The sequence below is a fragment of the Halorarum halophilum genome, assembly GCF_013401515.1.
GTDB classification, from domain to species: domain Archaea; phylum Halobacteriota; class Halobacteria; order Halobacteriales; family Haloferacaceae; genus Halorarum; species Halorarum halophilum.
In genome coordinates, this window is record NZ_CP058529.1 from 677,520 (window position 1) to 696,719 (window position 19,200).

Sequence of the window (19,200 nt, forward strand, 5' to 3'; positions counted from 1 at the left end):
CCGGGGGCGTGTCGGAGCAAAAGCGCACCGAAGCTTCTTGTAGCGGAACGGGACCAGGACCGCCGTGCGTCGTTCCGCTCGCCTGCTGTTGCTCGCGGTCGTCCTGGGGGCGGTCGTCCCGGGAGCCGTCGCCCCGTCGGCCGGCCTCGCGGCGACCCCCGACACCGAGACCGTGGCCGGATCGACGGTGTCCGCTCCCCGCATCGTCGAGGTGTATCCGAACCCGGCGAGGGCGGACGACCGCGGCGAGTACGTCAGGCTCCGGGTGCCGGCCGGAAACTGGACGCTCTCCGACGGGGAGTCGACCGTCTCCGTGAGCGCCGACCCTGGATACCTCGTCGTCACGGGGGCGCCCGACGCCCTCCCGAACGGAACCGAGGGATCCGTGGTGGCCGCCCCGCTGTCGCTCGCGAACGGCGGCGAACGACTGACGCTCCACGAGGGGACCGCGAACGGCCGGCGGGTCGACTCGGTCGAGTACGGGTCCGCCCCGGAGGGGGAACCCTGGCTCCGTGGCACCGACCCTCCCTGGCGACCGGTCGGCTACCATCCCCGGGACCCGGCCTCCGTCGGAACGGCGAACGCGACGGCGTTCGTCCTCCCCGACGCGCCGGGTCCGCCAGCAGCCACACTTCGTGGGGCTGATCGACGGATCCTGCTTGCCGGCTACACCTTCGAGTCCGAGCGGGCGACGGAGGAACTCCTCGCGGCCGAGCGGCGCGGGGTGCGGGTGCGCGTCCTCGTCGACGACGCGCCGGTCGGGGGGATCACCGACCGCCAGGCGCGACTGCTCGACCGTCTCGTCGCCGCTGGCGTCGAGGTGCACGCCCTCGGCGGTCCCGTCGCGCGCTTCCGGTACCATCACGCCAAGTACGCCGTCGTGGATGACACCGCCCTGGTGCTGACGGAGAACTGGAAGCCGGCGGGGACGGGCGGCGCCGACAGCCGCGGGTGGGGCGTGCGCCTCGACTCGCGCGCCGCGGCCGACGAACTCGCGTCCGTCTTCGAACACGACGCCGGCTGGCGCGACGCCCGACCGTGGGACGAGTACCGGACGGGGCGGTCCTTCACGGCGGCGGCACCTGCTGACGAGACGTACGCCCAGCAGTTCGGCCCGGCGAACGTCCGGGTTCGGAATGCGATAGTGCTGACGGCGCCGGGCAACGCAGAAACCGGGGTCGTCCGCGTCGTCGACGCGGCGACGGAACGCGTGGACGTCGTCCAGCCCACCGTCGAGGACGGACCGATGCTCACCGCGACGCGGCGGGCGGCCGAGAGGGGCGTCGAGGTCCGGATCCTCCTCTCGAGCGCGTGGTACGTCCGCGAGGAGAACGAGGCCCTCGCCGGGCGTCTCAACGGCTGGGCCGACCGGGCTGGCCTCCCGCTGGAGGCCCGCCTTGCCGACCCAGCCGGACGGTACGGGAAGATCCACGCCAAGGGGGTCGTCGCGGACGACGTCGCCGTCGTCGGCTCGCTGAACTGGAATCCGACGAGCGCGCGTGAGAACCGGGAGGTCGCAGTGGCGCTTCGCGGGCCGGAGGTCGCCACGTACTACCGCGAGGTGTTCGAGGCGGACTGGCGGGCCGGGAGCGACGCGGTTCCGCGGTCCCTGCTGCTCGTCGGTGTCGGCGTCGCGGCCGCGACGGTACTGTACGCCCGACGGAGGATCGAGTTCGCGTGAGCTACTCGCCGATGCTGACCGTCGTGGAGAGCTCCTCGTCGATGGCCGCGTCGCCCATCTTCTCGACGAGCGCGTCGATGACGTCCTCCCGTCGGCCCTTCACGAACTTGATGGAGCCGACGACGAGGTGGCCGCCGCCGGAGACGCCGCCGCCGACGATCTCCTCGTTCAGTTCGGTGACCATCTGCGGGATGTCGAGCCGGACGCCGTCCGAGCGGAGGACTGCGAAGTCCGGACCGTAGCCGATGGTGATGACCGGCTCGCCGTGCTCGCGGACCTTCAGGTCGTGGAGCTCGCCCGTGGTCTTGCCCGGCGCGGGGTAGGTGAAGCGGTGAGCGAAGCGTTCGAGGTCGACGCGGTAGAGGTGGGCGTCGGACTCGAGCGTCTCGTGTTCGACGTGCGGTTCGACGGCCTCGAGCTGGCGGTCGACGTCCTCCTCGGCGCGCGCCGCGAGGAAGTCGACGAGCTCCTCGTGCCGCTCCTCGTCCTCGCAGCCGACGTTGAGCACGTCGTTCACCAGGGTCTTGCCCTCGCTGTAGCGGAGCCAGTGGGCGGCGTAGTCGAGCGCCTCGCCCACGTCCTCCAGTTCCCTGCGGTCGTAGCCGACCGTCCCGGCGAGCTCGACGAACTCGTCCATGACCTCCGCCTTTGAGCGGTCGGAGAGGCCGGCGACTGCGGGGACGTGACGGAGGTCGTCGGTCACGTCTGGGTCGATCATCCGCGCCAGTTCGACGCACATCATGCCGGTCGTGATGCGGTAGTCCTCGTCGTGGAGGTACGGGTTCACGTGGGCGTCGAGCAGGTCGTCCACGGCGTCGGGGTCCGGGTGGTGGTGGTCGACGACCGCGATGGGCATGTCGTAGTGCGCGAGGTTCTTGTACGCCGGCACGTCCTCCTCGGTCGAGCCGTTGTCGAGCATCAGGAGGAACGGGAGCTTCTGCCCGTGGCGCGCCCGGCCCTCGAGCGCGAAGTTGAGGTCGCGCGTGACGTCCTCCATCTCGTAGAACGGGGCCTTGCTCGGCAGGCGCTTCAGGTGGTGGAGCGCGGCACCGGAGTCGGCGTGAACCGAGCGGATGAAGTTCTCGAGTGCGAGCTGGACGGGGATCGCGGCGCACATCCCGTCGCCGTCGGCGTGGTGGCGGATGCGGATGGGGCGTCCCTCGAGCACCGTCCGGCGGAGCAGCGTCGCGACCTCCTCGAGGTCGGGGCGGAGCTTCTCGAAGGCGTCCCACTCCACGAGCGGTTCGACCTGTGCCGGTTCGGCGCGCTCGGCGAGCTCCCGGTCGAGCCGTTCGCGAGCGGTCGCTGCTGTCTCGTCTTCGAGTACCGTGACGGCGTCGGCCTCGAGCTGGAGGGCACCGTCGTGTTCCTCGGCCGTGCCGGCGACGCGGACCAGGTCGCCGACGTCGATCTCGGGGTAGGCTCGGACGCCCGCCTCCTCGAACGCCGCCGCCGCGACGATACCGGACTCGTCGCCGACGTGGAAGATGGTGGGGCCGCCCGTCTGCTTGATCTGGACGACCTCGCCCTCGACAGTCACCTCGCGGCCGATCTGCAGGCGCGAGACGGTCGTGATCTCCGGTTCGTGCTCGACGGAGACCGTTCGGTACTCGTCGTCCTCGGCCAGGCCGAAGGAGATGTCGCCGTTCCCCTTCACCTCCTCCAGGACGACGACGAGTTCGTCGCCCAGTTCGAACGATTCGCCGTCCATGTTCGATTCGTGGACGAGCCCCGAGAGCTTCTCCGAGATGTCGACGAAGACACCGTAATCGACGACGCCGTTGACGGTCGCGCGGTAGTGTTCGCCGACCTCGACGTCCGCGAGCGAGCAGTCGGAGTCGAGGTCGTAGACGACGGGACTCGAATCGTCCCGGGTGTCGCCGGAATCCCCGGCGGCTGAGTCGGTCATGACCGTGGGTAGGGTGAGGCGGCGTATAAGGCTTGTAATCTGGCCGTCCGGTCGCGCGGTCCCGTCCGTCCGCCGACTCCGCGGCTGCACCCATCGATACCCTTAGAAGGCACTCGGACCCACGGAAGAGTATGCGACTGTTCCGGTCGGGCGAGGTGCTCGGCATCGCCGCCGAGACGCTGGAGTTCGCGCTGGAGGCGGCCAGCGAGACCCACCCGAACGAGTACATGGGGTTCCTCCGCGGGACCGACGCCGCCGAACTGAACCTCGCGCGCGAGGGCACCGTCATCACCGACGTGCTCGTCATCCCGGGGACGACCTCCTCGCCCGAGAGCGCGACGGTCCGCGAGAACTTCATCCCGAACGGGTCGAAGGCCGTCGGGTCGATCCACTCCCACCCGAACGGCGTGCTCCGCCCCTCCAACCAGGACCTCTCGACGTTCCACGCCGGCGACGTTCACGTCATCATGGGCGCCCCCTACGACCGCGACTGCTGGCGGGCGTTCGACTCGGACGGCGAGACCCGGGAACTGGAGGTGCTCAACGTCGCGCTCCCGTCCGACGACGAGTTCTTCGACTTCGACCAGTCGGACATCGACGCGGAGCTGTACGAATGAGCGGGGAGCCGCGCCGGGCGCTCGCGCAGGGAACGTTCGACATCCTCCACCCCGGTCACCTCCACTACCTCGAGGAAGCGGCGGACCGCGGGGAGGAACTCCACGTCATCGTCTCGCGTGCGAAGAACGTCACGCACAAGTCGGCACCCGTCTGCCCCGACCGCCAGCGGCGCGACATGGTCGGGGCGCTCTCGATCGTCGACGAGGCGCACCTCGGCCACCCGGAGGACTTCTTCGTCCCGGTCCGCGAGATCGACCCGGACGTGATAGTGCTCGGGTTCGACCAGCACCACGACGACGATGCGATCCGCACGGCGCTGCGCGACCGCGGCCTCGACGCCGAGGTCGTCCGCGCGTCGGCCCGCGAACCCCGGTACGACGGCGAACTGCTCTCGACGAAGGAGATCGTCGCGAAACTGGTCGAGAGACACGGCTAACCCGCCTCGCCGTCCCGTCGGCGACCCACCGAGATCCCGACGAGAGCGCTGCCGCGCCGCGGGATCAGTCCCCCGAGACGTCCACCTCCTTCGACGCGCGTACAGTCACGGGGTCGGCTCCGGTAGGTACGGTGCCCCCTGGGTCGGATTCGGCGAAATCGGCCTCGGCCGATCCGGTTTCCGTCGGATCGGACTCGACCGCTTCCTCCTCGGCTTTCCTGACCGTCAGCGGCTGTCTCGAGACCAGTTCGCAGTCGAACACCGGGTGTTCGGCGAAGTGGCGCAAGAGCATGTGTCGCCTGCCGCCCGTGAGCCCCGTCCGACCGACCTCCTCGGCCGTGAACTCGCTGGGGAGGCGGCCGTACAGCCGCTCTAGCGCGATGAACCGTTCGAACACCTTGCTGTGGCCCGCCGAGTCCGCGGCGCGACGCTCGACGACGTAGCTCCCGTCCTCGCGGTGTTCGCCCGCGGTGTAGAGGAACTCGCGTCGTCGGGTGAGCGCGTCCGCGAGGTCGTCGCGCAGCGCGCACGCCGCCTCGCGCGAGAGCCGTCGCTGTGTACCGTCGAACTCGAGCAGTACATCGCCGTTCGGGTCCGTCGACGCGTCGACGTCGGTCCCAGAGTTAGAACTCGTGTCGGCCGATTTCTCGACCAGTCGCCTGGTGGCGACTTCCTCTATCCTCCGCCGACGGCGTGGAATCCGTCTGCATGGTACCCGGTACGCGACGCCCCGACAAGATAAAGGGAGCGGTCGTACAGGTTCCTTGCCGTCGCGTCGGGGCTGTCGAAGCGATTACTGCGCCGTGGAAGTACGCCGGTCACCGGACCGGTTCACTCGAGATGTTCGATGAGTTCCACCAACGTCCCCGTCGGGTCGAGGAGGAACGCGATGCGGAGGTCGCCGAAGTCGGTCGGCTCCATGACGAACTCGACGCCCGCCTCGCCGAGGTCCGCGCGGGCGGCGTCCACGTCCTCGACGACGAAGCCGAAGTGGAGCAGCCCCGTCGGGAGGTCCTCGACGAGCCCCGACGCCTCGTACGGCGGCCGGTCGAAGACGTAGAGGCGCTTGTCGGCGATCTCCAGGGCGGCGTACTCCACGGCGTTCTCGTCCCCGTCCTCGCCCTCGTCGGGGATCCCGCGGTCGAACACCTCGGCGCCGAACTGCCTCTCGTAGAACTCGGCTGTCGCCGCGACGTCGTCCGCTTTAATCGCGACGTGGTAGAACTCCGTGGGCGTCATGCGAGGCGTAACGCCGCCCGACGACAAGTAGGTTCGCGCCGTCCCGACGGGTGGTTTTTGAGGGCGGGACCGGTACGACCGGCCATGGAGGTTCGCGGCGAGCGCGAGTGCAAGGAGTGCGGCGCGCGGTGGTCCTACTTCGAGACGGGGAGCGTCGCGTGCCCGAACTGCGGGAGCCTGCGGAGCGTCGGGACGGGCGACCGGAAGCAGCACACCGACGCGCCGGCGGAACTCGACCTCGACCCGGTGCTCGCTCGGCTCGACGACGAACCGTTCCGGGACCTCGCCGACGAGATAAAGGATGCCTGCCGGTCGTACCTCCGAAAGCGGGGCTTCATCCGCGCCGGCGAGCTGAAACCGCTCGACGATGCCTACCTCGCCGCGGCCGAACTGCTGCAGGCCGCCGATCTGTACGGCCGCCTCCGCGACCCGACCGACGACGAGGAGTGGTACGTCACGTCGCTGCTCCGGGCGACGGACACGGGCGAGCGACCGGCCGCCACGGACGTCCCTCCCCGTCTGCGCGAGGCCCGGGGGCTGGCCGCCGCGTCGGTGGTACTGACCTACAGGGGCGACGTGTCGACGTTCCTCGACGGGTCGCCGGACCGGGAGGCCCGGCGCGTCCTCGGCTCCGTCCGCGAGCGTGCCAAGCGGATCGAGGCGCTCGGCGGCGACGTGGAACCCGCGGAAGCGGACGATCTGGTCGCTGCCGCACGGGAACTCGGCCGGTATCTCATCGTCGACGACGCGGACGCGCTCGCGGATGCGCGGGACCTCCTGGACGGTTCGGGGGAGCCCTAGAAGGAGCCCTGAAGGTCGGCGGCGACGTCCTCGAGGAGGTCCCGTGCGGCGTCGAGGCCCGGTTCGCCGAGCATGCCTGCCGCACCGTGGATGAGCCCGGGGTAGTGAAGCCGTTCGACGGCCACGCCGTCGTCCTCGAGGGCGTCGGCGTACGCCATCCCCTCGTCGCGGAGCGGGTCGAACCCGCAGGTGAGGACCGTCGCCGGCGGGAGGTCCGAGTGGTCGGCCGCCTCCAGGGGCATCGCGTAGGGGTTGTACGCCTCGAGGTCGCTCCGGAAGTAGTGGTCGACGAAGTAGTCCATGTCCGCCCGTTCGAGGTAGTAGCCCGTCGCGTTCTGCTCGTAGGAGGGGAACTCGCCGGGGAGGGCCGTGATCGGGTAGATGAGGGTCTGATGTGCGAGGTCCGGGCCGTCGAAGTCACGCGCCAGCAGGCTCGCGACCGCCGCGAGGTTCCCGCCCGCGCTGTCCCCGCCGACGGCGACGGTCCCGTCCCCGTCGACCGCGGTCGGATCGCCGGCGACCCACTCCGTCGCGGCCCGGACGTCCTCCACGGCCGCCGGGAACGGGTTCTCCGGCGCGAGCCGGTAGTCGACGGAGACGACCACGCACTCGGCCTCCGCGGCGAGCACCCGACACACCCCGTCGTACGAGTCGAGCGAGCCGATGACCCAGCCGCCGCCGTGGACGTACACCAGCGTCGGGAACGGTCCCTCACCCTCCGGTCGGTACACGCGAACCGGGAGGTCACCGCCGGGGCCGGGTATCGTCTCGTCGCGAACGTCGGCGAGGTCCGGGACGTCGGTCGGCGCCGATCGCAGCTCGTCGAACAGTTCGCGGGCCTGCTCGGGTGGGAGGTCCGACAGCGCCGGCACGTCCATCGAGTCGAGCGTCGAGAGGAGCGATCGCACCTCGGAATCCGGTTCGTTCGCGCGGTCCATACCCCCGCCCACGGGTCCCGCCTCGATAAAACGAGGTGACGGTTCGGCCGGTACTGCGGGTCCCCAGTGAGGTCGCTGCGACAGTTCGGAAGCACGCGAGGGCCGACTACGGGAGCGGGACGTCCACGTCCGCCTCCAGCCCCGCCGCCTTCACGGTGTTGTATAGCAACATCGCGCGCGTCATCGGCCCGACGCCGCCGGGGACGGGCGTGATGGCGCTCGCCTTCTCCTTCGCGGACTCGAATGCGACGTCGCCGACGAGCGTGGACTCGCCGTTGCGCTCGACGCGATTGATGCCCACGTCGACGACTACCGCACCCTCCGAGAGCATGTCCCCCGTGATGAACTCGGGCACGCCCGCGGCGGCGACGACGATGTCGGCCCGGCGGGTGTGCTCGGCGAGGTCGGCGGTCCGCGAGTGACACACCGTCGTCGTCGCGTTCCCGCCCTCGTCCCGACCGAACAGCATGTTCGCCATCGGCTTGCCGACGATGTCCGACCGGCCGACGACGACCGCCTCCTTCCCCTCCGGGTCGACGTCCGCGGCGGCGAGGAGGCGCTGGATGCCGTGGGGCGTGCAGGGCTTGAACAGGGGGTCGCCCGCGACGAGTCGGCCGACGTTCTCCGGGTGGAACGCGTCGACGTCCTTCACGGGGTCGATGGTGCGGAGGACGCGCCGTTCGTCGACCTGGTCGACGAACGGCTTCTGGACGAGCACGCCGTGGACGGCGTCGTCGTCGTTGAGGGACTCGATGGTGTCGTACAGTTCCTGCGCGGGGGCGTCGTTGTCCACGTCGACGTGGATGCCCTCGATTCCGACCTCCTCGCAGTCGCGCTGCTTCATCGAGACGTACGTCTCGCTCGCGGGGTCGTCGCTCATCAGGACCGTGGCGAGCCCCGGTCGCACGCCGGAGTCCTCGAGCACGTCGACGCACTCGGTCACGCCCTCGCGGATGTCGGCGGCGACCGCGTTGCCGTCGATGACGTCGGTCATACCTCGACTGGCGCCCGCGAAGCGTAAGTATCCTCTGGATGGTGCATATCGAACGAGTAGTTCGAACGAATATACGCAAGAATGTGCATCGTCCGGGTCGGTTCGAGGGTCGTCCCCTCCCGCTCCCTCGACCTGGTCCTACTCGTACAGGGGGTGTGCGTCGGTGAGTTCGGCCACCCTGTCGCGGACGTCGGCGATTACCGACTCGTCCTCGACGTCGTCGACGACGCGGTAGATAAGGTCGCCGACCTCTCGGAGGTCGTCCTCGTCGAACCCGCGGGTCGTGAGCCCCGGCGTGCCCGCGCGGATGCCCGACGGGTCGAACGGCGAGCGCGTCTCGCCCGGCACCGTGTTCGCGTTGAGGACGACGTTCGCGTCCGCGAGCGCGTCCTCGGCGTCGCCGCCCGACACGTCCGGGTGCGACTCGCGGAGGTCGACGAGCACGAGGTGGGTGTCGGTGCCGCCGGAGACGACCTCGAAGCCGTTGTCAGCGAACGATTCGGCGAGCGCCTCCGCGTTGGCGACGACCTGCTCGGCGTACTCCTCGAACTCCGGCTGGAGCGCCTCCCCGAAGCCGACCGCCTTGCCGGCGATGTTGTGCATCAGCGGGCCACCCTGCCCGCCGGGGAACACCGCCGAGTCGATATCGTCGGCGTGCTCCTCGCTCGTCATCACGATGCCGCCCCGGCCCGCGCGGATGGTCTTGTGGGTCGAGCCGGTGACGAAGTCGGCGACGCCGACGGGCGACTCGTGGACGCCGGCGGCGACGAGGCCGGTGATGTGGGCGATGTCCGCCAGGTGGTAGGCGTCGACCGAGTCGGCGACGTCCTGGACCCGCTCCCACTCGACCTCGCGCGGGTACGCCGAGTAGCCGGAGACGACGATGTCCGGGTCGAACTCCTCGGCCTGCTCGGCGAGCAGTTCGTAGTCGATGTAGCCGGTCTCCTCGTCCACTTTGTACTGTTCAACCTCGTACAACTGGCCGGTGAAGTTGGCGGGGTGTCCGTGGCTGAGGTGGCCCCCGTGGTTCAGTTCGAGCGAGAGGATGCGGTCGCCCGGGTCGAGCATCGCGAGGTAGACGGCCATGTTCGCCTGGGTTCCCGAGTGGGGCTGGACGTTGACGTGTTCCGCGCCCCAGAGCTCCTTCGCGCGTTCGATCGCGAGTTCCTCCACCTCGTCGGCGTACTCGCAGCCCGCGTAGTACCGGGCGCCGGGGTACCCCTCGGCGTACTTGTTCGTCAGCGCGCTGCCCTGGGCCTCCAGGACGGCCCTCGACACGTGGTTCTCGGAGGCGATCATCGACAGCGTCTCCCGCTGGCGGTCGACCTCGCCGACGAGGGCGTCTGCGACGGCGGGGTCGACTTCGCGGACCTGGGGGTACTCCATATCCGCGCTCCGGCGCATGGACACAAAAACCCCGCCCCTCCCGGCCGAAACGGCGACGACGACACGACTTTATGAAACGGGTACCCTACCTGTCTTAGCCAATGCAGATCGAGACGACCGAGGACGGCCTCCACGCCGTGGACGCCGCCAAGACCTCGCTGTCGGTCACGACCGACGGCTGGGTCCCGGACGCGGACGGCCCCTCGCTCGGTTGCGGGCTGGACGTCCTCGGGTTCGAGGACGCCCGCATCCCGGAAACGGTCGTCTCCGGCAGGACCCGGTCGCTCTCGTTTCCGCCGTACCACGCGACGGTCCGCTCGCTCGACGGGGACGACACCTACGTCGTCGGGAGCCAGCCTGACGACGTCCCAATCCCGGACGGGAGGTACGTCCTCACGGTCGACGGGGCCATCCGAGCGCTGGTGCGGTTCGACGGCGCCGCCACCGTCTCCCAGGTCGACTACGAGCGGCTCGTCGTGGAGTTCCCGGAACCGACTGCCGTCACGGTGGGATTCGACGCGCGCGTCGGCGGCGATACGGGGACGGTGACGGTGCCGCGCACACCGGAAGGCGTCGCGCGTGCGCTGTCGGTGCTGCCGGCGGGCTACCGGACGACGACCCCCGACAGGACGTTCCCGGCGATGCGCGGGCCGCAGCCGACGGTCGCGTTCGGCGACGAGGTGTCGGTGCCGCGGTCGGTCCGCGACCGATTGCACTCGACCGACCTCGAACTCCGCCTGCCGCCGGAACTCCGCTACCTCTTCACCGGCGCGCCGCTCGCCTCGTATCTCGGCGCGACGGTCTCCGTCGAACGCGGGACGACACCGACACTGGTCGCGCCCGGCACGAGCCACGAGTTCCCCGAACTGCCGCTGTTCCAGCGCGAGGCGAGCGCCCTCCTCAGGCGCGTGTTCCTCTGCGACTGTCTCGTTCGTTCGGCGGGCCCGCACGGCGAGGATCTCGACGAGGCGGAACACCTCGACGCGCTCAGCATCGACGCGGAGACGACGTACGAATCGCCGTTCGCAGAGCGCGTCGAACGCTACCTCGACGCGCCGTTCGAGGACGTCTCGGACCGGCTCCCGGACTGGCACCTCTCGATGTACGTCGAACCGAGCTACTCGCACGTGGGGACGCTCCCGTACCTGCTCGAGGAGGTCCCGTTCGTCTTCCTCCCGGACGCCGACGAGCTCGCGGACAACGAGTGGCTCGACCGCTCGCTGTCGGCGTTCTACCGGGGGACCGCCGGCGACGTGGCGTCCATCGACCTCGTCCGACCGAACCTCGGGCCCGGCCGCGTCCACGGCTGGCTCGCCGACGGCGTCCCGATAGACGTGTTCAAGACGCTCCCGGAGGCGTACGAGAACCGCGCCGCGTACCTCGACGCCGCGGGCGAGCCGATCTCAATCGTCGCGATCCTCAACGACGGCGCGATGCGCGAGGAGTACGACGACGCCGCCGCGCGCTACCGGGAGCGGGCCGCCGAGTTGAACATCGACATCGACATCCGCGAGGACCTCACCGTCGACGAACTCGCGCGGACGTTCGAGGAGCGCCACGACCTGCTCCACTACATCGGCCACTGCGAGACCGACGGCCTCCGCTGTGCGGACGGGTACCTCTCGGCCCGCTCGATCGAGGAGTCGAACGTCCAGACGTTCTTCCTCAACGCCTGCGGGTCGTACTACGAGGGCGAGGAACTCGTCCGGAAGGGGAGCGTCGCCGGCGGCGTCACCTTCAACGAGGTGCTCGACAGCCAGGCCGCGACGGTCGGGACCACCTTCGCGCGGCTGATGACGCTGGGATACTGTATCGAGCGCGCGCTCGACGCCGCACGGCGTCGCATCATGACGGGCAAGGACTACGCCGTCGTCGGCGACGGCACTCACGTCCTCACCCAGACGGACACCCTCGTCCCCCCGAACGCCGAGATCGTCGGCGAGGGGGACGACGACGAGTTCACCGTCACCTACCGCGTCGACGGGCCGCGGTTCCCAGGCGCGACCCACCACTGCCACCTCCGGCGGGACGACGGGTACAGCCTCCTGCGCACGACGGAGGAGTACATCGTCGGACGGCAACAGCTCAGGGAGTTCCTCTCGTACTCCGAGAACCCGATCGTCTACGACGGCGACCTCCGCTGGCGCGACGAGGTCGCCGAACGGCTGCTGGACTAGGGGCCGGTCTTCGTCACGCCCTCGCCGAACGTCGTGGCGAAGGACTCCGAGGCCGCCGCCGTTCCCCCCATCGCCAGCATCAGCACGCCGAGCACCAGAACCGTCACCGTTCGTGGGTGAGCTGCCACGGTACGCACCGGACGCGACCCGAGCAGCGTTCGGACCGTCGATTTCACCATGGGGACCACCTACACGCAGATTGGCATATACTTTGTGACCATCCCGGACCGTCCCAGCGGTTTCAGGCGGCGGACGGTACACGGCTTGATTCCCCCGTATTCCCGTTAGTATTAAATAGCTCTCGGGACCTTCTGTAGGTATAACGATGACCTCGAATTTACTCGAAGGTACGACCGATGATATCCTCCGCTCGGTGCTCGAGCGATCCGAAAGCGAACTCGTCGTCGTCGACCCCTCGGCCGACGTCGTCGAGGCGCTGGTCGAGATCGGCTCCGACTACGAGGACGACCTGCCGACGCTGAACGTCGTCGCCGACGAGGGGCTCCTGAAGGACGTGATGGACGACTTCATCGTCGCCTCCGCGGCCGCCGACCTCGTCGACGCCGGCGACATGACGTTCCGGAACCTGAGCGACGGCGCGGACAACACCCTCCTCGTCGGGAAGGAGTCCCTCTACGCGCTGGTCTCGGCCGGCGAGCACGTGGCCGCGCTCTCCGCAGAGGACGACGCGTTCATCGCGGACGCGTACGAGACGTACCACGAGGTGTGGAGCGAGGCGGAGCCGTTCAACCTCCGGACCCCGCCGCTCGGGCGCGTCCGCTCGACGCTCTCCGAGGACATCGGCGACGACGTGCGGGCCGACTTCGACGGCGTGCTCGCGTCCCTCGAGACCGCGCGCGGCGACGGCGACGGCCTCGACGAGGTGACGATCAGCCTGCTGGTCGCCGCGAAGAACGACGTGCTCCTCTACGACATCAGCAAGTGGGGCGAGGACGTGGGGATCGCCTCCAAGGCGACGTTCTCCCGGACGAAGACCCGCCTCGAGGACATGGGGCTCATCGACACCGAGAAAGTGCCTATCGACGTCGGCCGCCCCCGCCTGCGCCTGAAACTCGGCGACGAGAAGCTCCGCGGCGCCGACTCCGGCGGCCTCGCGAGCGTCGCCCACAGCATGCTGAACTGAACTGCCGCGCGTAACTCGACCTCGCTGACCGAATCTCCCGACGGGACCGCGAAGCACCCGACCGAACGGCGACTCGACCGCCGACTCGCGGTCGACCGCTGTCGCCCACCTTTTTCAACACCTCGTTCGTCGGAACGCGCATGGATATCGCCATCGTCGGTCCGGACCCCGCCGCGTCGGCGCTTCGAGGCGCGTTCTCCGACGTCGACGTGAACGTGATGGAGGTCGAGGTCGGCCTGCTGGACGGCTTCGAGTTCGCGGCGGTCGTCGGGACGACCGGCGACGAACGGTTCCGAACGGCGAACGCCCTGATCGACGAGTGGGTCGCGGTCGAGATCGGCGGGGTCGGCGGACGCGCGATCGAGGGGCTCAACGCCGCCGTCACGCTGTTCTCGGAGGACTCCGGCTGCTACGATTGCCTCGTCGACCGCGTCCGCGCGAACGTTCCCGAGAAGGACGCGACGCCGCAGGGGACGAGGAGCGCCGTCCGCTTCGCCGGCGCGCTCGCCGGCCGGCGCACCATCCAGCACTTCGCCGGCGAGGACCTCGGCGGCACGGTCGTCGAGGTTCCCGGCGCCGAACGGTCGTTCCTCCCCTCGCCGACGTGTGACTGCGGCCCGGCGCCCGAGGGCTTCGAACTCGCGTACCGCGACGTCGACCTCGACGACGCCGTCGACCGGATGGACGGTGCGGTCGACGACCGCCTCGGAATCGTCACCGACGTCGGCGAGCGCGAGTCGTTCCCGCTCCCGTACTACATCGCCCGGACGACGGACACCAGCGCGTTCGCCGACGCGCGGTGCGCCGAGTTCGCTGCGGGCGTCTCCGCCGACTGGGACGCGGCCTACGCGAAGGCGATCGGCGAGGCGCTGGAGCGCTACTGCGCGGGGGTGTACCGCGCCTCCGAACTCCGCTCCGCCCCGACCGAGGGCCTCGTCGACGCGGTGCCGATCGACCGGTTCGTCCGGCCCGAGGGAACGCCGATTCCCGACCCCGACGACCGCATCGAGTGGGTCCCCGGCGTCGACCTCCGGACGGGCGAGCGCGTCTCGCTCCCGGCCGAGTTCGTCCACTTCCCCCCGCCCGAGGAGCGGTTCAAGCCGACCATCACGACCGGACTCGGGCTGGGCAACTCCACCGTCGAGGCCGTCCTGTCGGGCCTGTACGAGGCGATCGAGCGCGACGCGTCGATGCTGGCCTGGTACTCCACGTTCGAGCCGCTCGGGCTCGAGGTAGCGGACGAGCGGTTCCGGGAGCTCGCCCGGCGGGCGCGCGCTGAGGAGTTGACCGTCACGCCGCTGCTCCTCACCCAGGACGTGGACGTCCCCGTCGTCGGCGCCGCGGTCCACCGCGAGGGTGACTGGCCGCGGTTCGCGATGGGCTCGGCCGCCGACCTGGACGCCGGCGCGGCCGCCGCATCCGCAACGGCGGAGGCGATCCAGAACTGGATGGAGCTCCGGGCGATGGGCTCCGAACGGGCGAGCGAGGAGGAGGGCGCCATCGGTTCGTACGCCGACTTCCCCGGGGAGGCACGGGAGTTCGTCGACCCCGAGGCGACGATCCCCGCCGCCGGCGTCAGCGAGACCACCTCCGGCGAGGAGGAACTCGAGGCGGTGCTCGACCACCTGGGGGCGGCGGACCTCGACGCCTACGCGTCTCGGCTCACCACCCGCGACGTCGCCGCGCTGGGGTTCGAGGGGGTCCGTGTGCTCGTTCCCGAAGCCCAGCCCCTGTTCACGGGCGAACCGTTCTTCGGGGAGCGACTCGCGCGCGTCGCGGAGTCGATGGGGTTCGAGCCGAGACCGGACCGCGCGTACCACCCGTTCCCGTAGGTAGAGTCGGTGATCGTCGTCCCGTCGTTCGGATACGAACACCGACTGGGGCAAAGGGCTAACTCGCTCCGTGGAGAATTCGACGGTGGAGGAACACCGATGAGCACTCGCAAGGACGATCTCCTGCTCGGTGACCCGGAGGGGATCGGCATCCGAGACGGCGACGACGGGGAACAGTTCGATTACTATCTCGTCGGTCCCGACCGGGGCGAGTTCGGGTTCGACGCGAAGGAGATACAGGACATTCGATCGCTGCTCGACCGGACGCTCGGCGACGGCTGAGCTCCACGTCTTTACTCGGTTGCCCCGTTCCGGTTGCTCGATCGATAGGAGAGCGGGGTATCCTACACGATAGCAGGCCCGGCGTGCTACGGTTCGTTGCTATCAGCAACAACCCGAACTCCTTGTACTTGAACTGTGGCGCTTCAGTGCCGAATCGATCTGGCAGCGCACCGGCCTCGACGCGGGCGCGTTCGCCATCGCGCCGGTCCCGATGGCGTTTTGTCACCGGGCGCGGTCCGTCGAAGCACGACCCCATGGTCCGTCTCCTCCACTACTCCGACATCGAGAACGTCTACGACGACCCCGAGCGGGCCGGTCGCCTGGCGGCCTGCATCTCGGACCTCCACGGACCCGACGCGCTCGTCGTCGGCACCGGCGACAACACCGCCCCGGGTGTGCTCGCGCTCGTCGCCCGCGGCCGGCAGGCGCTCGAATTCTTCACCGCCATCGACGCGACGGTCGAGACGTTCGGCAACCACGACTTCGACTTCGGCCCGGACGCCACGCGCGAACTCGTCGCGGATTCGCCCCAGACGTGGGTGAGCACGAACGTCTACGACGGGCCGGGAGAGGTACCGGAAGTACCCCTGGGAGCCGATAGCGGCGACGAACTCGACTCGGTGTTCGGCGCAGCCGAGGGCGTCGTCCCGTGGACAGTCGAGACCGTCGCCGGGGCCGACGTCGGCGTATTCGGCGTCACCGACCCCGCGACCGACTCGCTGAACCCGATGGCGGCCGACCTGGCGTTCACAGACCCGTACGAGGCCGCCGAGCGCGCTGCGGGGCTGCTCCGCTCGGAGGGTGTCGATCACGTGGTCGCGGCCTCGCACCTGGGTGGCGGGGACGACGAACTGGCGCGCCGGGCCGACGTGGACCTCGTGCTCGGCGGACACGTCCACACGGAACGGGCCGAGGAGGTCGATGGCGTGCTCTGCACCCGGCCGGGCGTCAACGGGGAGGCGGTCCTCGAGATCGAACTGACCGGGGACGGTGCGACCGCGACGCGTCACGACCCGAGCGACTGGTCGCCGAACGAGCGCCTCGCGGACGCGCTCCGGGAACGGATGCACGCGGCGGGGCTGGACCAGGTCGTCGGCCACGTGGACGAGCCGATCGAGCGCACCGAGGGGACCATCCACGGCGGCGAGTCCCGCGTCGGGAACCTCGTCGCCGACGCGTACCGGTACGCCGCGGACGCGGACGTGGGGCTCCAGAACGCCGGGGGAATCCGGCTGGGCGACGACCTCGCGGGGGACGTCACCCTCGCCGACCTGATCAGCACCGTTCCGTTCGAGGAGCCGGTCGTCACGGTCGAACTCACCGGCGCGGAACTGCTCGACGCCTTCCGACAGATGTCGGCCGCGGTCGTCGACTTCGGCGAACCGCACTGGTGGCACGGGCACGTCAGCGGGGCGGAGATCGTCTGGGACGACTCGGAACGGGAACTCCTGGAGGCGCGCGTCGCGGGCGAACCCGTGGACCCGGACGGAACCTACCGGGTCGCCACCCCGGAGTACCTCCTGCACTCCGATCACGAGTTCCCCGCCATCGAGGAACGCCACCGGGCGGCCGAACACGGCATCCAGCACGACGTGCTGGCCGAGTACATCCGCGACCATGGACTCGACGCCCGGATCGAGGGGCGCATCCGGCGGGTGAGCGGCGGTGTTCGGGCGGGGAGGGTCGCCGGCGAGGGGGAGAACGAGGACGCGACCGGCGTCCTCGCCGAACCGACGGACGAGTAGGGCTCCGAGAGGAGTAGGGTTTAGTCGGTCCGCCGTGCAGTACGGACGATGACGCTGGTGGTCGTTCCGGTGCGGTACCCGCTCTCGAAACACTCGATGGCCACGCTCTCGGAGGCCATCCGCATCGCCGAGGAGCGCGACGCGGAGCTCACCGTACTGCACGTCGACCTCTATCAGGACAGCCGCGAGGTCACGCGAACCGATCTGAAGCGCGCCGTCCAGCGCGAGTTCGGTTCCCCCTCGACCGCGCGGTACGTCGTCCGTCGGGGCTTCCTCGTCGAGGAGACCATCCTCGACGAGGTGGCCGCCGAGGAGGCCGACGTGGTCGTCATCGGCGCGAAACAGGCGAGCAGGTGGCGGCGGACCCTCCAGCGACTGTTCTCCGATCCGGACGTGGAGTCGTACCTCCGCGAGAAGCTCGACGCGACGGTCATCACCGTCGACGGCGCACAGGTCCGCGGGGACGGTCCGTGACCGGGGGCGGACTCCCGCCGGCACGGCGTGCGTTGCTCGACGCGCTCGCCGACGGGCCGGTGGAGGGTCCCGCCCTCGCCGACGAACTCGGCGTCTCCCGCGCGGCGGTGTGGAAACACGTCGAGACGCTCCGCGAATCGGGGTTCCGGATCGAGGGGACCGACGAGGGGTACGTCGTCACCGAGGTCACCGAGTACGACGGCCCGGCCGTCGCCTACGGGCTCGACGCCCCCTTCGCGGTGGAGTTCCACGACAGCGTCGGCTCGACGAACGACCGGGCGCGCGAGCTCGCGACCGGGGGGGCGGCGAACGTGGCCGTCATCGCCGACGAACAGACGGCCTCCCGCGGGCGTCTCGACCGCGAGTGGCGCTCGCCCTCGGGCGGCGTCTGGCTCTCCCTCGTCCTCCGGCCGGACGTCCCGCCGGCGCACGCCCCCGCGTTCACGCTCGCCGCCGCAGTGGCCGTGACGCGGGCCTGTCGCGAGGTCGGGGTCGACGCCCGAATCAAGTGGCCGAACGACGTCCTCGTTCCCCACACGAACGACCGGGGCGACGAGGGCGACGACGGTGACGATGCAAGCGACGGCGCCGGCGATACCGTCGATCGAGGCGGACGAAAACTCTGCGGGATCCTGACCGAGATGGAGGGGGAAGCGGACCGCGTCTCGTGGCTCGTCGTCGGGATCGGCCTCAACGCGAACGTGGATGCCGGCGACCTCCCGGCGGGGGCCGACGCGACGAGCCTCGCCGCCGAACTCGGTCACGACGTCGACCGGCGGATCCTGGTTCAGCGCGTCCTGGAGGAGTTCCACGAGCTAGGTAGGGACCTCGACGGTGTGATCCCGGCGTGGCGCGAGCACGCGGACACGCTCGGGCGGCGCGTCAGGGTCGACACGCCGGGCGGCATCGTGGAGGGCGACGCCGTGGACGTGGAGTTCCCCGGCGCGCTCGTACTCGACACGGGGAACGGCGAGGTCCGGGTCACCGCCGGCGACTGCGAACACCTCCGCCCGGTTCGGGACTAGTCGTTCACGCGGACCGTCAACACCGGGACCGAGGAGCTCCTGACGACCTTCTCTGCGACGCTCCCCAGCAGCAGTCGGTCGATACCGCCCCTGCCGTGGGTCCCCATCACGATGAGGTCGCAGTCCTCCGTCTCCGCGTAGCGGACGATCTCCTTGCTCGGACTCCCGTCGAGGATGGCCGTCTCGACCGGGACCTCGTAGTCGTCCCCGAGCGCCTCGACCATCGACACCGCGTCCTCGGCGTCCGACCGGAGCATCTCGTCGATCCCCTCCCAGGAGGACTCCATCGGCATGCCGGCGTAGGAGGCGGAGTTGACGACGTACAGCGCGTGGACGGTGGCGCCGTGGTCGACCGCGAGGTCGACGGCGTGGCGGATCGCTCGCTCGACGCCGTCCGAGCCGTCCGTCGGGACGAGGATACGCTCGTACAGCCCCATGATAACGTCTGTCGGACACTGTCGCCCTCGTGTCTTAAGCGTTCGCACGGAATCGGAGCGCAGTCGGACGGTTTCGTTTCGA

19 protein-coding genes and 1 pseudogene are annotated in these 19,200 nt (G+C 70.0%); 12 read left to right on the forward strand and 8 right to left on the reverse strand.

Translation table 11 applies throughout. The features are described 5' to 3' along the window. Window positions 1-64: 64 nt before the first annotated feature. A complete protein-coding gene (locus HUG10_RS03570; protein ID WP_246310209.1) occupies window positions 65-1,681 on the forward strand; it encodes a phospholipase D-like domain-containing protein in 1,617 nt (538 codons plus the stop codon). 1 nt (window position 1,682) lies between these two features. On the opposite strand, the gene HUG10_RS03575 is transcribed toward HUG10_RS03570, so the two are convergent. Beyond that, window positions 1,683-3,590 (reverse strand): DHH family phosphoesterase, encoded by a 1,908-nt coding sequence (locus tag HUG10_RS03575; protein ID WP_179168250.1) that lies wholly within the window; start codon window positions 3,588-3,590, stop codon window positions 1,683-1,685. Window positions 3,591-3,721: 131 nt separating this feature from the next. Between HUG10_RS03575 and HUG10_RS03580 the strand changes: the two genes are divergently transcribed. Both HUG10_RS03580 and HUG10_RS03585 read left to right on the forward strand, forming a co-directional pair. After that, window positions 3,722-4,207, forward strand: a complete 486-nt coding sequence (locus HUG10_RS03580) for a Mov34/MPN/PAD-1 family protein (protein WP_179168251.1) — start codon at window positions 3,722-3,724, stop codon at window positions 4,205-4,207. Beyond that, on the forward strand, window positions 4,204-4,644 hold the full coding sequence (locus HUG10_RS03585) for an adenylyltransferase/cytidyltransferase family protein (RefSeq protein WP_179168252.1): 441 nt from the start codon (window positions 4,204-4,206) through the stop codon (window positions 4,642-4,644). The genes HUG10_RS03580 and HUG10_RS03585 overlap by 4 nt, the downstream gene beginning before the upstream one ends. Window positions 4,645-4,810: 166 nt before the next feature. Here HUG10_RS03585 and HUG10_RS03590 read toward each other — a convergent pair. Beyond that, window positions 4,811-5,167 (reverse strand): annotated as a pseudogene (locus tag HUG10_RS03590) (DUF7528 family protein); the annotation flags it as partial. Between HUG10_RS03590 and HUG10_RS21725 the strand changes: the two are divergent. Continuing rightward, window positions 5,048-5,386, forward strand: coding sequence for a hypothetical protein (locus tag HUG10_RS21725; protein ID WP_246310210.1), 339 nt, complete (start codon window positions 5,048-5,050; stop codon window positions 5,384-5,386). The pseudogene HUG10_RS03590 and the gene HUG10_RS21725 overlap by 120 nt on opposite strands. A gap of 89 nt (window positions 5,387-5,475) precedes the next feature. Here the strand turns inward: HUG10_RS21725 and HUG10_RS03595 are convergent, their stop codons facing one another. Further along, window positions 5,476-5,883: a VOC family protein gene (locus HUG10_RS03595; protein WP_179168253.1), complete on the reverse strand. Its 408-nt coding sequence runs from the start codon at window positions 5,881-5,883 to the stop codon at window positions 5,476-5,478. An 84-nt stretch (window positions 5,884-5,967) separates the two neighbouring features. Here HUG10_RS03595 and HUG10_RS03600 point away from each other — a divergent pair, with 84 nt between their 5' ends. After that, a complete protein-coding gene (locus HUG10_RS03600; RefSeq protein ID WP_179168254.1) occupies window positions 5,968-6,684 on the forward strand; it encodes a DUF7117 family protein in 717 nt (238 codons plus the stop codon). Here the strand turns inward: HUG10_RS03600 and HUG10_RS03605 are convergent. From HUG10_RS03605 to glyA, 3 genes are all read right to left on the reverse strand, one after another. After that, window positions 6,681-7,622 carry an alpha/beta hydrolase gene (locus HUG10_RS03605; protein WP_179168255.1) on the reverse strand — a complete coding sequence of 314 codons (942 nt, stop codon included), beginning with the start codon at window positions 7,620-7,622 and terminating at the stop codon, window positions 6,681-6,683. The two genes, HUG10_RS03600 and HUG10_RS03605, sit on opposite strands and share 4 nt — an antisense overlap. 106 nt (window positions 7,623-7,728) lie before the next feature. After that, window positions 7,729-8,616 (reverse strand): tetrahydrofolate dehydrogenase/cyclohydrolase catalytic domain-containing protein, encoded by an 888-nt coding sequence (locus tag HUG10_RS03610; RefSeq protein ID WP_179168256.1) that lies wholly within the window; start codon window positions 8,614-8,616, stop codon window positions 7,729-7,731. A 138-nt stretch (window positions 8,617-8,754) separates the two neighbouring features. After that, on the reverse strand, window positions 8,755-10,002 hold the full coding sequence (glyA, locus tag HUG10_RS03615; protein ID WP_179168257.1) for a serine hydroxymethyltransferase: 1,248 nt from the start codon (window positions 10,000-10,002) through the stop codon (window positions 8,755-8,757). Between the two features lie 101 nt (window positions 10,003-10,103). Here glyA and HUG10_RS03620 point away from each other — a divergent pair, with 101 nt between their 5' ends. After that, window positions 10,104-12,179, forward strand: a complete 2,076-nt coding sequence (locus HUG10_RS03620; RefSeq protein ID WP_179168258.1) for a hypothetical protein — start codon at window positions 10,104-10,106, stop codon at window positions 12,177-12,179. Here the strand turns inward: HUG10_RS03620 and HUG10_RS03625 are convergent. After that, complete coding sequence (locus HUG10_RS03625) at window positions 12,176-12,358, reverse strand: hypothetical protein (protein WP_179168259.1); 183 nt, start codon at window positions 12,356-12,358, stop codon at window positions 12,176-12,178. The genes HUG10_RS03620 and HUG10_RS03625 overlap by 4 nt on opposite strands. Before the next feature lie 146 nt (window positions 12,359-12,504). On the opposite strand from HUG10_RS03625, the gene tbsP reads away from it, so the two are divergent. The 6 genes from tbsP (at window position 12,505) to HUG10_RS03655 (ending at window position 18,681) form a co-directional block, all read left to right on the forward strand. Beyond that, the gene (gene tbsP / locus HUG10_RS03630) at window positions 12,505-13,323 is read left to right on the forward strand and encodes a transcriptional regulator TbsP (RefSeq protein ID WP_179168260.1); all 819 of its coding nucleotides are present in this window, start codon (window positions 12,505-12,507) and stop codon (window positions 13,321-13,323) included. 140 nt (window positions 13,324-13,463) lie between these two features. Next, window positions 13,464-15,155 carry a YcaO-like family protein gene (locus tag HUG10_RS03635; RefSeq protein WP_179168261.1) on the forward strand — a complete coding sequence of 564 codons (1,692 nt, stop codon included), beginning with the start codon at window positions 13,464-13,466 and terminating at the stop codon, window positions 15,153-15,155. A 99-nt stretch (window positions 15,156-15,254) separates the two neighbouring features. Further along, window positions 15,255-15,437, forward strand: a complete 183-nt coding sequence (locus tag HUG10_RS03640) for a hypothetical protein (RefSeq protein WP_179168262.1) — start codon at window positions 15,255-15,257, stop codon at window positions 15,435-15,437. A gap of 254 nt (window positions 15,438-15,691) precedes the next feature. Beyond that, window positions 15,692-17,182 (forward strand): bifunctional metallophosphatase/5'-nucleotidase, encoded by a 1,491-nt coding sequence (locus HUG10_RS03645; protein WP_179168263.1) that lies wholly within the window; start codon window positions 15,692-15,694, stop codon window positions 17,180-17,182. Window positions 17,183-17,230: 48 nt separating this feature from the next. After that, window positions 17,231-17,656 carry a universal stress protein gene (locus HUG10_RS03650; protein ID WP_179168264.1) on the forward strand — a complete coding sequence of 142 codons (426 nt, stop codon included), beginning with the start codon at window positions 17,231-17,233 and terminating at the stop codon, window positions 17,654-17,656. Continuing rightward, a complete protein-coding gene (locus HUG10_RS03655) occupies window positions 17,653-18,681 on the forward strand; it encodes a biotin--[acetyl-CoA-carboxylase] ligase (protein ID WP_179168265.1) in 1,029 nt (342 codons plus the stop codon). The genes HUG10_RS03650 and HUG10_RS03655 overlap by 4 nt, the downstream gene beginning before the upstream one ends. Here HUG10_RS03655 and HUG10_RS03660 read toward each other — a convergent pair. Continuing rightward, the gene (locus HUG10_RS03660; RefSeq protein ID WP_179168266.1) at window positions 18,678-19,118 is read right to left on the reverse strand and encodes a universal stress protein; all 441 of its coding nucleotides are present in this window, start codon (window positions 19,116-19,118) and stop codon (window positions 18,678-18,680) included. The two genes, HUG10_RS03655 and HUG10_RS03660, sit on opposite strands and share 4 nt — an antisense overlap. Between the last annotated feature and the right edge of the window lie 82 nt (window positions 19,119-19,200).